Origin of the sequence: Arcicella sp. BE140 (assembly GCF_031456255.1) — a bacterium.
GTDB lineage: Bacteria > Bacteroidota > Bacteroidia > Cytophagales > Spirosomataceae > Arcicella > Arcicella aquatica.
The window spans coordinates 348,261-362,985 of the sequence record NZ_JAVDUE010000001.1 but is presented as its reverse complement, the minus strand read 5'-3'; the positions used below and the strand labels follow the sequence as shown (position 1 = coordinate 362,985).

Annotated in this window: 11 protein-coding genes; 8 read left to right on the top strand and 3 right to left on the bottom strand. The window is 35.7% G+C overall.

Annotated features, from left to right (window positions below):
• Positions 1-87: 87 nt before the first annotated feature.
• On the bottom strand, positions 88-1,977 hold the full coding sequence (locus J2Y60_RS01515; RefSeq protein WP_309912438.1) for a family 20 glycosylhydrolase: 1,890 nt from the start codon (positions 1,975-1,977) through the stop codon (positions 88-90).
• A 419-nt stretch (positions 1,978-2,396) separates the two neighbouring features.
• Between J2Y60_RS01515 and J2Y60_RS01510 the strand changes: the two genes are divergently transcribed.
• Together J2Y60_RS01510 and J2Y60_RS01505 are read left to right on the top strand one after the other, a co-directional pair.
• Positions 2,397-4,817 carry a glycogen debranching protein gene (locus J2Y60_RS01510; protein ID WP_309912440.1) on the top strand — a complete coding sequence of 807 codons (2,421 nt, stop codon included), beginning with the start codon at positions 2,397-2,399 and terminating at the stop codon, positions 4,815-4,817.
• 7 nt (positions 4,818-4,824) lie between these two features.
• Positions 4,825-5,217 carry a hypothetical protein gene (locus tag J2Y60_RS01505; RefSeq protein ID WP_309912442.1) on the top strand — a complete coding sequence of 131 codons (393 nt, stop codon included), beginning with the start codon at positions 4,825-4,827 and terminating at the stop codon, positions 5,215-5,217.
• Positions 5,218-5,468: 251 nt separating this feature from the next.
• Here J2Y60_RS01505 and J2Y60_RS01500 read toward each other — a convergent pair whose 3' ends face one another.
• Positions 5,469-6,098, bottom strand: a complete 630-nt coding sequence (locus tag J2Y60_RS01500; RefSeq protein ID WP_309912444.1) for a nitroreductase family protein — start codon at positions 6,096-6,098, stop codon at positions 5,469-5,471.
• Positions 6,099-6,249: 151 nt separating this feature from the next.
• Positions 6,250-6,945, bottom strand: a complete 696-nt coding sequence (locus tag J2Y60_RS01495; protein WP_309912446.1) for a LexA family transcriptional regulator — start codon at positions 6,943-6,945, stop codon at positions 6,250-6,252.
• A 302-nt stretch (positions 6,946-7,247) separates the two neighbouring features.
• Here J2Y60_RS01495 and J2Y60_RS01490 point away from each other — a divergent pair, with 302 nt between their 5' ends.
• From J2Y60_RS01490 to bioA, 6 genes are all read left to right on the top strand, one after another.
• Entirely contained in the window at positions 7,248-7,421 is a 174-nt protein-coding gene (locus J2Y60_RS01490) for a hypothetical protein (RefSeq protein ID WP_309912448.1), read from the top strand.
• A 101-nt stretch (positions 7,422-7,522) separates the two neighbouring features.
• Positions 7,523-8,410, top strand: a complete 888-nt coding sequence (locus tag J2Y60_RS01485; RefSeq protein ID WP_309912450.1) for a glycerophosphodiester phosphodiesterase family protein — start codon at positions 7,523-7,525, stop codon at positions 8,408-8,410.
• A gap of 471 nt (positions 8,411-8,881) precedes the next feature.
• Positions 8,882-11,227 carry a M1 family metallopeptidase gene (locus J2Y60_RS01480; protein ID WP_309912452.1) on the top strand — a complete coding sequence of 782 codons (2,346 nt, stop codon included), beginning with the start codon at positions 8,882-8,884 and terminating at the stop codon, positions 11,225-11,227.
• A gap of 340 nt (positions 11,228-11,567) precedes the next feature.
• Positions 11,568-12,725, top strand: coding sequence for an 8-amino-7-oxononanoate synthase (locus J2Y60_RS01475; RefSeq protein ID WP_309912454.1), 1,158 nt, complete (start codon positions 11,568-11,570; stop codon positions 12,723-12,725).
• Between the two features lie 9 nt (positions 12,726-12,734).
• Complete coding sequence (gene bioD, locus J2Y60_RS01470; RefSeq protein WP_309912455.1) at positions 12,735-13,358, top strand: dethiobiotin synthase; 624 nt, start codon at positions 12,735-12,737, stop codon at positions 13,356-13,358.
• Positions 13,324-14,688 carry an adenosylmethionine--8-amino-7-oxononanoate transaminase gene (gene bioA / locus J2Y60_RS01465; protein WP_309912458.1) on the top strand — a complete coding sequence of 455 codons (1,365 nt, stop codon included), beginning with the start codon at positions 13,324-13,326 and terminating at the stop codon, positions 14,686-14,688. Before bioD ends, bioA begins: the two co-directional genes overlap by 35 nt.
• Positions 14,689-14,725: the final 37 nt, after the last annotated feature.

The window sequence follows — 14,725 nt, the reverse complement described above, 5'->3', positions numbered from 1 at the left end:
TTCAAGTTAAGCCTTTTTCCTGAGAAAATAAAGACACTTGAATAATGAAACATTATTTTTTATACTATTCTTTTAAAAAATATAAAATTACTTCTTTGAAGCTCTCTTTTCTAAATCTGCTCTTTTTAGCGTAATCAAATGTCCAATTGGTTTTCCACTACGATACGTAATTACTCTTAAAGTGATAGGACCTTCTGGCAAGTCAACGATAGAACTATATTTAGGTGAAAAACTGTCAGGCATGGTGTCATCAATGGTATAATAAATATCCAAATCTGCCAACTCTGTTCCTAGTTCCAAACTAAGTTTATTATCTTTTAACGTCGTTTTTACGATAGCATCATATACCGCACGAGAATAATTCACTTGTGCTAAATCCGCTCTTTCAAAATGTGCTTCCATGCGCTTTGCAAAATTATCCCAATTTTTGGATGCTTTCGGTGACCAATACACGTCTGCCAACGCCCACACTCTTGGATACGACATATATTCAGCATATCTCAATGATGGGATTTGCTCTGTCCACATATTTCCTTGTCCACCTAAAATATATTTAGCATCTACACCATCAGGCACAGGTTCAAAGCTATAACTTTTACTGACACGCAAACCTGCATAAATTGGTGGGTCTACAGTAGCTTCTCCTTGGTTATAATCTAAATAAGCAAAAGTTGTAGGTGTCATCACTACGTCATGTCCCATTTTTGCTGCTTCAATACCTCCTTTAATTCCTCTCCAACTCATTACGGTAGCTTCTGGCGAAATACCTCCTTCTAAAATTTCATCCCAACCTAGTAGTTTTTTGCCTTTTGCTTTCAAGATTTTTTCTAGGCGATTCATAAAATATCCCTGTAAATCTTCCACATGGCGAATGTTGAGTTGCTTCATCAATGCTTGGCAACCTTCGTCTGCTGCCCAAAAACCTTTGTAACATTCATCGCCACCTACATGGATATATTTATTAGGGAAGAGCATGGCTACTTCTGTAAACACTTTATCTAAAAACTCATACACTTTTTCATCCGAAGGGTTCAGCGTATTTTCGTACAACATTTTAAATGTACCGTTTCCGTACCAATCGGCCATCGCAGCCCCAGGGTTTACAAAAGTTTTTGGATTCTTGTTACAGCTTAATTCTGGATATGCCGCAATTGCTGCCATACTATGACCGGGCACATCAATTTCTGGCACAATCGTAACATTTCTGTCTTGCGCATAGGCAACTACCTCTCTGATATCGTCTTGTGTATAGAAACCTCCTACCGTAGCGGCTTCACCGTCTTTAGGAATAGCACGGTCACCAAAGTGTCCTGAACGAGGTACTCTGAAAGCCCCTACCTGTGTAAGTTTTGGTAATGATTTTATCTCTATTCTCCATCCTTCGTCATCTGTTAAGTGCCAATGGAAGGTATTATATTTCATTCTAGCCAATTGGTCGATGTATTTTTTCACGTCTTCTTTTGAAAAGAAATTACGACTCACATCAAACATTATTCCTCTCCATGCAAATCTTGGATAATCTGTAATTTTTACCGTAGGAATCGTCCATGAAGATTTTGTAACAGCTTTGGCTTCTATTTCCTTTGGTAATAATTGAACGAGTGTTTGAATACCATAAAATAAACCAGCCGTAGTATTAGCACTAACAATAACTGCTTTCGTGGTTGATACCAGAGTATAACCTTCCTTACCTATGTTATCATTGTTGGTTTCATTAAGAATCAACTGTATTGCACCGCCTTTGCCTTCTTGTGTTTTCAACAAAAATCCTGTTGGTGTATTTAGTTTCTGTACTAGCATATCAGCCATCGAACGTGCCGAAGCATTATTATAGCTGACAATGGTTGATTTAGTAAGGGTAAATAAACCAGCAGTTTGTTCAATTTCAACTGGCTGAGGAATAATATTTAAACTACTTTTTTGGGATTTGCCTGAAAAGCTTGCCAAGAGCAATACAATAAACAGTGTTTTTTTCATTTGGTTTTTTAATTTTTAATTGGACAAAGTTTTTGTTAAGTAATCAATAAAATTATAGCAACGTTTCCATTTATCGTAAACAATTAATAACTAGCAACTTGAAATACTTATACTTTTTTTAGAATCTAATTTCGATTTACTCATAAATATGTTGAAATTTATGTCAACCTATTTTAGGCAAGCACAAAGCACAACTAATCACCAATCACTATTTACTAATCATTACTTGACTGCAATAATACTATTTTAAATAATGATTCATCATAAGTGATGGTATTTTCCTTAGAAATTTTCCCTTATTTTGTTCACAAATTTTCTGATATTTATACAAGAAAATACCCTGAATTACCTGTAGAAAAATAAAAAATTACGCTACAGGTTAATTGATTATCAACTCCATTTTTATAAATAAACAATCTATGAATACCCTTAAAAAGCGATTTAGTGTACTTGGTCTTGTTTGGATAAGCCTCTTGGTGACCAACTGTACTCAAAAAATTTCATCAAATCTAAACTTAGAAAAATCATTATCCAATGTAGAAAGTATTAAAGGAAGAACCGAATACCTCAATTCTCCTTATGTCACTGCGGGCGATAGGTTGTATATGATAGGTCATCAGAACGGACAGTTTCCTGATTTGGGTTGGCACGTAGCAGGCGAAATGGGGGGCATTTGGGACCATCCCATCAAATTAATAGATGGCTTTACAGGAACAATTGTGATAAATGGGCAATCTACCTGCTTGTCCCATGCTGAAGAATTTGTTAATTATCCCTTTGCCAATAAACACGCTTATCAATCAGCCGTAAAAGGCTTATCTATCGAACGCTTTCAGTTTGTACCTGACGGGCAAGAAGCCGTAGTTGTAGAATATACGTTTAACAATACAGAAGCTACTGACAAAACGTTTACCTTCCTATTTGATACTTATACTGATTTACGCCCTGTTTGGCTAGGTGAAAGAACAGGAATGATAGATGGCAATGATGAAGCAACATGGGATGAAGCCACCAATACTTGGATAGCTAAAGATGCCTTAAATCCTTGGTTCGTCATGTTTGGTGGGCTGAATGCTAAAAAGGCAAATGTAACTCCTGTTTGTCATTATCAACCTCAAGGAAAAGGCTGTAGGGCAACTTTAAGTTTTACCCTCACTGTTTCTGCGAATAGCGCTAAAACCATTCCTATCACCATAGCAGGGTCGTATCAATCTTCACAGCAGATGAAAGATACCTATCAGTTTGTTCAAACGAATGCTTCAAAATTATTGGCTGAAAAACGATTACGCTATGAAGGTATTGATCATCAAACACGTTTGACAATTCCTGATAAAAAATTAGAACAGGCCTTTCGTTGGGTTAAATATGATACTGATTGGTTGATTCGCGATGTGCCAGAAATTGGTCGTGGCTTATCTGCTGGCTTGCCCGACTATCCTTGGTGGTTTGGGGTAGATGGCGAGTACGCCTTGCAAGGCTTAATTGCCACAGGCAGAAAAGATGTGGTTTATAATGCAATTGATTTGATTCATAAAATTTCAAAGAAAACCAGTGATAATGGCAAAATACTCCATGAAGTTTCTACAAATGGAGCCGTTTTTAACGATGGCAATATCAATGAAACACCACAATTTGCTTCGCTCATTTATAAAGTATATCAATGGACGGGCGATAAGGAGTTTTTAGCAAAATATTTTCCAACTATTAAAAAAGGGTTAGACTGGCTAATGACTAAGAATGATGCAAATGGCAATTTGTTTCCAGATGGTTTTGGCATGATGGAAATTCATGGGATGAACTCAGAAATGATTGACGTAGCGGTTTATACCCAAAAAGCCTTTGCTGATGCTGCTGAAATGGCGAAAGCAATGGATGATAATGCCTTAGCAACAATGTATTCAGCCAAAGCTCAATTAATCCGTCAGAAAATCAATAAAGATTTTTGGGTGGCTGATGCCAATTCCTTTGCTGATTTTATTGGTACTAAAGAACAAGCCTTACATTTAATTGATGATGCCATCATCAGAGCCGACACCCTTAAAAAACCGTGGGCAGTAGAAGAACTCAACATTACTAAAAATAAAATATCGGCATTGCCTCCTAATACTTCACAGGGTTTTGTGCTTCATCATAATTGGGTAGTGAATACTCCTATGGAAATGGGCATTGCTGATACTGATAAAGCCATTATAGCATTGAACACGGCCAGCAAATTTGTCAGTCCATTTGGTGTGTTTGTAACAGGTATCGACCGAGACGAAACAGCAGGGAAAGACGAAATGCCCACCTCGTTGAATCGGAAGATATTTACTTATACTGGAGCCGTAATGACCTTACCAACGGGCGTATTAGCCATTGCCGAAAACAATTATGGTCGCCCAGATAAGGCATTACATTATTTGAATGCAATGACCAAATCCTTTAGTTTTGCCTTACCCGGTTCTATTTATGAAGTCTCGCCCGACTATGGAATGGTAGCACAGGCTTGGAATTTATATAGTTATGGTGTTCCTATTGTCCAACAATTTTTCGGGATACAACCAAAGGCTTCAGAGAAAACGATTGTAATTCAACCGCAAATGCCAAGTACTTGGAATCAAGCGAGTCTGGAAAATGTAAAAGTGGGTGACAATGAAATAGGTATTCATTATGACAATAATAGTAATAACTTAACCTTGAAAATTGAACAATCACAATCAGATTGGAAACTTGTCCTTACTTTTCCGACGGGAAAATATCATCACTTTGTGTTGAATGGGAAGGTTGTAGTACCTATTAACAAGGGTAAATCGGATATCATTGAAAGTTCAGAAAAGAAGATAAGTTTAGTCCTAAATTAATATTCATATGAAAATTGTAATGATGCTTTGGATGCATTTGATTACATGGCAGACATTAGCACAAAAGCCAGTATTCCATCCCTTAAAAGACCCTAAACACCATGCTGGTTGTTATATTACAAAAGGAAACAATGCAACAATTGCTAATTTGTCAGAATCTGATGAGGAGGACAATATAGCGTTGTTTAATCTGACGGGAAAAGATGAAGCTTTTAAAGCCATAAAAGGCACAAAGTATTATTCCGAAGCTTTTGCCAATCAAAGATACAAAATATTGATTCATCAAACTTTTATCAAGAAAGTGCCTGATAGCTGTTTAGAGTATTATCGTTTTAAGATTAAGGTAATTTATCGAGGTAAAAACTACTTTTATCAGTACAAAGGTTTTTGTGGATGTTAGTAAATATAAACATGAGTCATCTCGAATTTTCTTGTAAAATAGCAAGTTTTAGAAAATTTAAGATTTATACTCGTCCTTACTTTTTGCCTTGATGCAAAAAGTAACAAAAAAATCAAGAATTCCTAATCGCATCGGCGAACCGACTCGCTCCGCTCAAACAGTAGGAATTCACTGCCCATCAATCATAAAAAGCGGTCAAAAATTAGTTTTTTGACCGCTTTTTTTATTTTAAAATTGGGTAACTCAATATTTTATTGAAATCTTATAAAGAAATTTTCTGTGCTTCTTCTTACTTTCTTAGCAAATGCCAAAGGGTCTTTACTAGTATCACGATAGCCAAGTGTCATGAATGCAACACTTCTTAGCCCTTTTTCTTCCAAGCCTAATAGCTCGTCTACTCCTTCAGGTTTAAAGCCTTCCATAGGTGTAGCATCTACTTGTTCGTTCGCAGCAGCGACGAGTCCAGTCCCTAAAGCAATATAAGCCTGACGCGCAGCCCAATGATAGTTTTCTTCTTTGGTACGTTTTAAAAAACCTTCGAGACTCTTTCTGAAACCTGCTAATGATTCTGGAGCAACACCCCTCTCAGATGCAATCAAATCTAAGTAAGCATCGATTTTTTCTTGTGTGATATTTGCCCAAGCCGCAAATATCAATAAGTGTGAAGATTCAACTATTTGTGGCTGATTATTAGCCACTGGTTGAATTTTACTTTTCAATGCTGGATTATCAATTACTATAACATTAAATGGTTGCAAGCCCATAGAAGAAGCTGATAAACGAATGGCTTCTAGGATGTTATCAACTTTTTCCTGAGGAACTACTTCCCCAGTCATTCTTTTGGTGGCATATCGCCAATTTAAAGTCTCTATTAGGTTCATGATATTTTTTATTTAATTGACAAATAAATGTATATACATTTAATGTTATTACATTTTTAAATTAATATTTAGTTCAAAACTAAATATTAATTTAAAAAAAAGCATGCCTAATAAAACCTATTTGACTATAATTGCTGGTCATCTATACTATTTATAGTGGATATTTAGAAGAATAATAGCCTACAAACTTCCATAATTCCTGTATATCATCCCCCAAAACTGGATAAGGAGCATAGTGTTCATTGGTTGATTTCAAAACAAGCACATTCATTTCGGCTAAATAATTAAAAACTTTTTTAAGTACTATGCCTTCACTTCTGGTTACAACGATGCAAACTGTTCCATCTTTGACAGTCTTCCAATTTTCTACATATTCAGCAAAGACCAAAGAGCCTTCTCGGAGGGGTAACATCGAATCGCCCTGAATTGGGAACACCCGATATTTTTTGTCTTTTGCCAAAAAAGGCACATTGAATACAGGTAGGTTACTAATATACTCTAAATCTCCATAGCCATTTACATATCCCGCTACTGCCTTGATGGGCACATATTCAATATTTTCTTCATTATCTAAATTTACTGTAGTAGTTAAAATTCGTAATCGTTCTTCTTGTTTAGGACTAGGCGACTTTACAGAAAGGTCTTCTTTCAATAATTCATCTATATTCACATTGAAATATTCCGCAAGTTTAACCAAATCTGTGTAACGCGGTTCTGCTCTACCGCTCTCGTAAGAACCCAAAGTTGACTTCTTTATCATTAATTCATCAGCCATTTTCTCCTGAGAAACCTTACCTTCTAGGCTTTTGCGTAAAAATTGTAGATTTTGACTAAAAAAAGTATCCATAAATTTGGTTTTTAATTTTTATTTTGAGTAAATTTATTCACTGAATTAACGCAGATGTATTTTGTAAATATACAAAAACTAGCCAAAAGTTCAAAAAGAATACTTTTTTTAATCTTTAGTTTTATAATATATATTTTCAATATGAGTTTTCGAAGAAATATATGTTATAAGTCTTATAGGGAAAAAATTGGACAGGTATAAGATTTTTATACCAAAGTGTTAAGGTTTTTGAGTACTGATTAAACAATCATTTTTTTAATGAATTCATAAACATCTTGTAAGAGATATAACTTCCAAAGACCATGAAAACGAAAACAAAACTTTTTACTTCGTATGATTTAATCAAAGCTATAGAAAGAGCAGCCAATTTTATTGATGCTGGCAATCATCAAGTAGTATTAGATAAATCAGAAGTTTTACCTGACAAAAGAGGGTATAGAGTAACGATTAAATATCACTCGTTTGCTCGTAATTAATCCTTTTTTTATTAATTCAATCATAATATGTGTTAGACAAATAAGGAGCATAAATTAAAGTACTTTTGTGTTTCTTAAACATCAATGATGTAACAAAACTGATGAAAAAGTCTATCATTTTATTATTACTATTTACATATACCACTAATATGTTTGCCCAAGGCTTCGACCTTGAGGGGCATCGTGGAGCAAGAGGCTTAATGCCTGAAAACAGTATTCCTGCTTTTAAAAAAGCATTGGACTTGGGGGTCACTACTTTAGAAATGGATGTATGTATTTCTAAAGACAAAAAAGTAGTGGTTTCGCACGAACCATATATGAATGCGTTGTACGTAACCAAGCCCGACGGTACACCAGTAAGCAAAGTAGAAGAAGCCACTTTGAATTTGTATCAGATGACTTATCAACAAATAAAGGAATTTGATACTGGGAAACGAGGAAATGCCTTGTTTCCAGAACAAGAAAAAACACCTACCTACAAGCCCTTACTTTCGGAAACGATAAAGGCTTGTGAAGCATATATAAAAGAAAAAGGCCTAAGGGCTGTTCAATATAATATTGAGATTAAATCTGAAGAAAAAGACTATGGCACCTATCAACCTGCAACAATTAAAGAATTCTCTGATTTGGTTTATCAGGAAATTATCAAAGCCCTACCCGCCAATAGGGTTATTTTACAAAGTTTTGATTTTAACGTGTTGATTTATTGGCACAAACAAATTGAAGCGAATCAGTATAAAAACATTCCTCTATCTGCTTTAGTCGAGAAAGAGGATCCAGCAAAAACATTTGAGGCTTTAGGGTTTTTACCAAGCTATTATAGCCCATATTATAAACTCTTGACACAAGAGCAAGTACAATATTGCCATGACAAAAATGTGAAAGTAGTGCCATGGACAGTGAATAATGTCGAGGATATGAAAAATATAAAAGCCATCGGCGTAGATGGTCTAATTACTGATTATCCCAATCGTGCTAAAAATTTATAAGCTCTACCCATAAAAAACAAGTTCTACCTATGATAAATACAAATTACACCTAAAGAATAATAAAGTCGCACCTAATAAAATTAAAGTTACACCTAAGAAAAAGTTGAAAGTTCTACCTAAAAAAATTGAAAGTTGTATCAAAAAAAATTTTATAGTTCTGCCCATACCGTTCTACACTTCCTAAAAACAAAAGAGCTCGGAAATTCCCGAGCTCTTGTATTATAATTACTCTCTTCCTAATAGCTTTGTTAAATGTTTGTGTTACATTGGGCAATTACAACTATCAAATTCCCATATTTACCTTTACAAACTCTCCTTTTATCTATTCTTAGCTATTCTACTACGTATAATGATTCTTTTTTAGATTGTTTAATGCTAATTTTGATTGATAACTTATCATCAAGGAGATTTATTTTACTAAATTCACTAAATTCGTACAGTAAATCTATTCACTTCAATCTAAAAATCAACATGAGAGGTAGCTTAAAGCTCATTACTGGTTTGTTGATTGCTACTTGTTCGCAAATAGCAACAGCACAACAAGCCCCCACAACCAATCCTTATAATGGCAATAAACGTTTTGAGCAATTAGAAACGATTTTGCCGACGCCTAATACTTATCGTACAGCTTCGGGTAGCCCGGGAAAAGAATATTGGCAACAACGTGCCGACTATGACATCAAAGCAGAATTGGATGATGTAGAACGCAAAATCACTGGTACTGAAACCATTACTTATTTCAATAATTCTCCTGACGAATTGCCATATCTATGGTTACAACTTGACCAAAACTTATTCCAAAAAGATGCTATCGGTGCTAATACTAGAACGGGAGGTATTGCTGGACAAGCGTCTTTTACACAATTCAAAGATTTAACTGACCCTAAAAAGTATGGATACAATATCCTATCGGTGAAAGATGCTAAAGGAAATCCTTTAAAGCACACGATTAACCATACTATGATGAGAATCGACTTACCCGTTGCGCTGAAATCTGGTGCTTCGGTTTCTTTCTCTATCGACTGGAATTATTTAATTACTGAATATTACGGTCGTTCTGGTTATGAATATTTTGCCAAAGATGGTAATGCCAATTATTTTATTGCTCACTGGTTTCCACGTATGGCAGTTTATAATGATGTATATGGCTGGCAACATAAACAGTTTTTAGGCCAAGGTGAATTTACACTTACTTTTGGAAACTATAAAGTAGCTTTAACGGTGCCAAATGACCACATAGTAGGTGCTTCGGGTGAATTGCAAAACCCAACACAAGTACTTTCGGCAGAGCAATTAAAACGTTGGGAAAAAGCAAAAACAGCTACTCGACCAGTATTAATCGTTTCTCAGGAAGAAGCTGAGAAGGCTGAAAAAGGGAAACCAACTGGCAAAAAAACTTGGATTTACAAAGCTGATAATGTTCGTGACTTTGCTTTTGCAAGTTCTCGTAAATTTATTTGGGATGCCATGCAAGTTGATGTAGAAGGCAAAAAAGTATGGGCGATGTCGTTATATCCGAAAGAAGGTAATCCACTTTGGGGGCAATACTCAACAATGGTGGTAGCACATACACTTCGTTCGTATTCAAAACATACAGTAGCATATCCTTACCCAGTGGCTTATTCTTGTCACTCTACGTCGGGTGGTGGTATGGAATATCCAATGATTTCATTCAATGGTGGTCGTCCAGAAGCTGATGGTACTTATTCTGAACAAGTAAAAGCAGGTATGATTGGTGTAATTATCCACGAAGTAGGTCATAACTTTTTCCCAATGATTATCAACTCAGACGAACGTCAGTGGTCTTGGATGGATGAAGGGTTGAATACTTTCTGTCAGTATTTAGCAGAGCAAGAATGGGATAGAGATTTCCCTTCTCGTCGTGGCGAACCTCAGTACATTGTTCCTTACATGAAAACTGACCCAACGCAACAAGTACCGATTATGACAAACTCAGAGAATATCATGGCATTCGGGCCTAATGCTTATGCAAAACCAGCTACAGCATTGAATATCCTTCGTGAAACGGTGATGGGACGCGAGTTATTTGACCATGCTTTCAAAGAGTATGCTCGTCGTTGGGCATTCAAACAGCCGTATCCTGCTGATTTCTTCCGTACAATGGAAGACGCTTCAGGTGTTGATTTAGATTGGTTCTGGAAAGGTTGGTTCTATGGTGTTGAGCCAGTAAACCAGTCACTTGAAAACGTAGAATGGTTTGGTATTGATAATATAGACCCATTAGCAAAAAATGCTGCCGCTAAAAAAGAAGCTGATGCTAAACGCCAAACGATGAGTAACATCCGCAATAAAACGGATATTCCTAAAACAGTAGTAGAAGAAAATCCAGATATGAGAGACTTCTACAATACTTATGATCGTTTTGCTACGACTGAGGCAGATAAAAAGAAATTTGAGCAAACAATGGCTTCATTGGCAGAAGATGAGAAAAAATTGGTAAACTCAAATAAAAACTTCTATGTATTAAATGTTAAAAACAAAGGAGGTTTACCAATGCCAGTGATTGTGAAAGCAAACTATGAGGATGGTACAGAAGAGGTATTTAGATACCCTGCTGAAATCTGGCGTTTGAATGATAAAGAAATTAAGAAAGTAATTCCTACTGATAAGAAAGTAACGAAATGGACATTAGACCCGTACATGGAAATTGCTGATATCGAAACAGAAGATAATGCTTTCCCAAGAGAACCTGAACAGCCAAACCGCTTTCAAGTATTCAAAGCACAACGCCCAGTTCAGCCAAACCCAATGCAACAACAGCAAAAGGCTGGGGCAGTTCAAGGAGCTAAAAATTAATGCTGAAATTTTTCAGTAATATTTTAGAAAGATGAAATACCTATAAGCCTAACTTAGGCTTATAATTAAAAAAGCATGGCAATGAAAATTGTCATGCTTTTTTTTAGTTATACTATATTTTTCAGAAGGCTATAAAAAGAAAGTTGCCCAGACGGAAACCATCTGGGCAAACTTAGTAAATAGTTCTACACCTATTAACTGCGAAGTTAGATAAAAAAATGGTATGATGTCAAGCATTTTATTAAAAAATCTTAAAAAAACCAATTTGGTGTCAAATATGAAAAGAATAAGGGTATAGCGCTTTTGTAACTATCTTTGCAAAAACAAACAATAAACATTAGTGATTTCTTTAAGCAAACGAATTGAAACCATACTTGAACAACGAAAAGAACAATCCCTTTTTCGTACACTTCGTATTAGCGAAAATTTAATTGATTTTTGTTCTAATGACTATTTGGGCTTCGCTCGTTCCGAAAAACTTCAATTGGCTATTCATCAACAGTGCAAAAATGGGTATCTATCTACAGGAGCTACAGGGTCAAGGTTATTAGCAGGGAATACGGCTTTTGTAGAAAATTTAGAAAAACAGATTGCCAATTTCCATCGAGCCGAATCAGGTTTAATTTTTAATTCTGGCTATGATGCTAACGTAGGCTTGCTTTCATCAATTCCGCAGAAAAACGATTTTCTTATTACCGACGAACTCATTCATGCCAGTATGATTGATGGAGCAAGGTTAAGCTATGCTACTCGTTATAAGTTCAGACATAATGACGTCGAAGATTTAACTAAAAAACTTGCTAAAATTGAAGAAGATAAAACAGCAAACCCACTTTTAAAAGACGCTCAGGTATTTGTAGCCATCGAATCCGTTTATTCGATGGATGGCGACCTTGCCCCTCTCCTAGCAATTGTTGATACTTGTGCTCAGTTCGGAGCAAATCTTATCGTCGATGAAGCCCATGCAACAGGTGTGTTTGGAAAACATGGCGAAGGCTTGGTAAATGAATTGCAAGTAGAAAATAAGGTTTTTGCACGTATTATTACTTTTGGCAAAGCATTGGGCTGTCATGGAGCCATTATTGTAGGGAGTAATACACTAAGAAACTATTTAATTAATTTTGCTCGTTCATTCATTTATACAACGTCTGCTCCGATGCATAGCCATATTAGTGTCCAATGTGCTTATGATTTGCTTCAATCGGATACATTCTCTAATAAAAACTTACATCATTTGATTGATTTTTTCAAAAGGCAAGCACGTTTAAATTCTACAATTGAATTGATAGAAAGTCCTTCGGCCATTCAATGTATCATTATTTCAGGCAATGAAAACTGTAGGGCTGTAGCTAATACTTTACAAAGTAAAGGCTTAGATATTCGTCCTATTGTATCGCCAACTGTGCCAAAAGGTAAAGAGAGATTAAGAATTTGCTTACATGACTTTAATACAGAAGAACAGATTTTGCAGATTTTTGAAGTACTAAACAAGCTTTAAAATTTATTTATGAAACAACAATATATCATTGCTGGCATTGGTACAGAAATCGGAAAAACATTTATTGCCAGTATTCTTACTGAAAGCCTTGAAGCTGATTACTGGAAACCTGTCCAATCGGGAGCATTAGATTTTACAGATACGAATGCTGTTCAAAGCTTAGTAAGTAATCGTAAAACTATCTTTCATCCAGAAGCCTATCGCTTGAATGAACCTCTTTCGCCTCATGCGGCGGCGGCTATTGACGGTATAGAAATTCAATTATCAAATTTTGAACTGCCAATTACCGACAACAATTTAATTGTTGAATTAGCAGGTGGACTAATGGTTCCGTTAAATAAAGACACTACTAATCTTGATTTAATTAAGCAATTAAATCTACCACTCATTTTAGTTTCTAAAAATTACTTAGGCAGTATTAATCATACTTTGCTTTCGATTGAAGTACTAAAAAGTAGCAATATCGACATCAAAGGAATTATTTTTAATGGAGAAAGTAATCCTTCATCTGAAGACTATATCTTGAATTACACACAAGTACCATTGATTGGGAGGGTAAATCAAGAACAAAACATCTCTCAAGAAACCGTAAAAAAATATGCAGAAGACTTCAGAAAAACACTTTATCATTGATGAACACCTGGAATATCCAGTAGAGAATATACAACATCCAGTAATTACGAATTTGAGCGAAAGAGATGCAAAAGTATTGTGGCATCCTTTTACACAACACCAAACGGCACCATTCTCTATCCCAATAGTTCGGGCAGAAGGAGTTTATCTTTTTGATGAAAATGGTAAAAGGTATATAGATGCTATTGCATCGTGGTGGGTGAACTTACATGGACATTCACATCCATACATTGCCCAGAAAGTAGCCGAACAATTTTTAAAATTAGAACAGGTAATTTTTGCAGGGTTTACTCATGAGCCTGCCGTAAGATTAGCAGAAAGATTATTAGAAATATTACCACCAAACCAGCAAAAAATATTTTATTCTGATAATGGTTCTACTTCCGTAGAAGTGGCGATGAAAATGGCGTTTCAATATTTTCATAACCAAGGGATTAGAAAGAAAACCAAAATCATAGCCCTTGAAAATGGGTATCATGGCGACACGTTTGGCACAATGGCCGTAGGGGCAAAAAGTGCATTCACCGCTCCTTTCGACCCTTTCCTTTTTGAGGTAATTTATCTACCGATTCCAGTAAAAGGTGAAGAGCAATTGGCACTAGATACCATGAAAAGTCTGATGAGTCAAGCAGATGAAATAGCGGCTTTTATTTTTGAGCCACTCATTCAAGGAGCAGGGGGAATGGTAATGTATGAACCTGAAATTTTGGAAAGCTTAATAAAACTAGCTAAAGAGAATGGGATATTGACCATTGCGGATGAAATCATGACGGGCTTTTATCGTACAGGTAAAATGTTTGCGACGGATTATTTAACAGAAAAACCAGATATTTTTTGTCTCTCAAAAGGATTAACAGGCGGTGCTATGGCTTTGGGTGTTACATCGTGTACGCAAGAGATTTATGACGCTTTTCTTTCGGATGATAGAAGAAAAACGCTTTTTCATAGTCATTCTTTCACGGCAAATCCTTTGGCTTGTACCGCAGGACTTGCCAGTTTGGATTTACTATTGAATGATGAAACACAAGACAATATCAAAAAAATAAATACTTTACATCAAGGCTTTATTCAGCAAGTTACACAAACATACCTCCACAAAATCGCTGACATCAGACTGAGAGGGACGATTCTAGCGATTGAAATAAAGGTACAAGAAGGCACTTCATATTTTAGTAATATGCGAGACATTGCTTATAATTTCTTTTTAGAAAAAGGTATTTTGATGCGTCCTTTAGGGAATGTGATTTATCTATTAACGCCATATTGTATCACTGAGGAGGATTTGGTATATGTTTATGGGTGTATTGAGGAGTTTTTGGGGGAGATTTGAAGATAGTAGGTTTTTATGTTGAATAATGTGGAGTTCA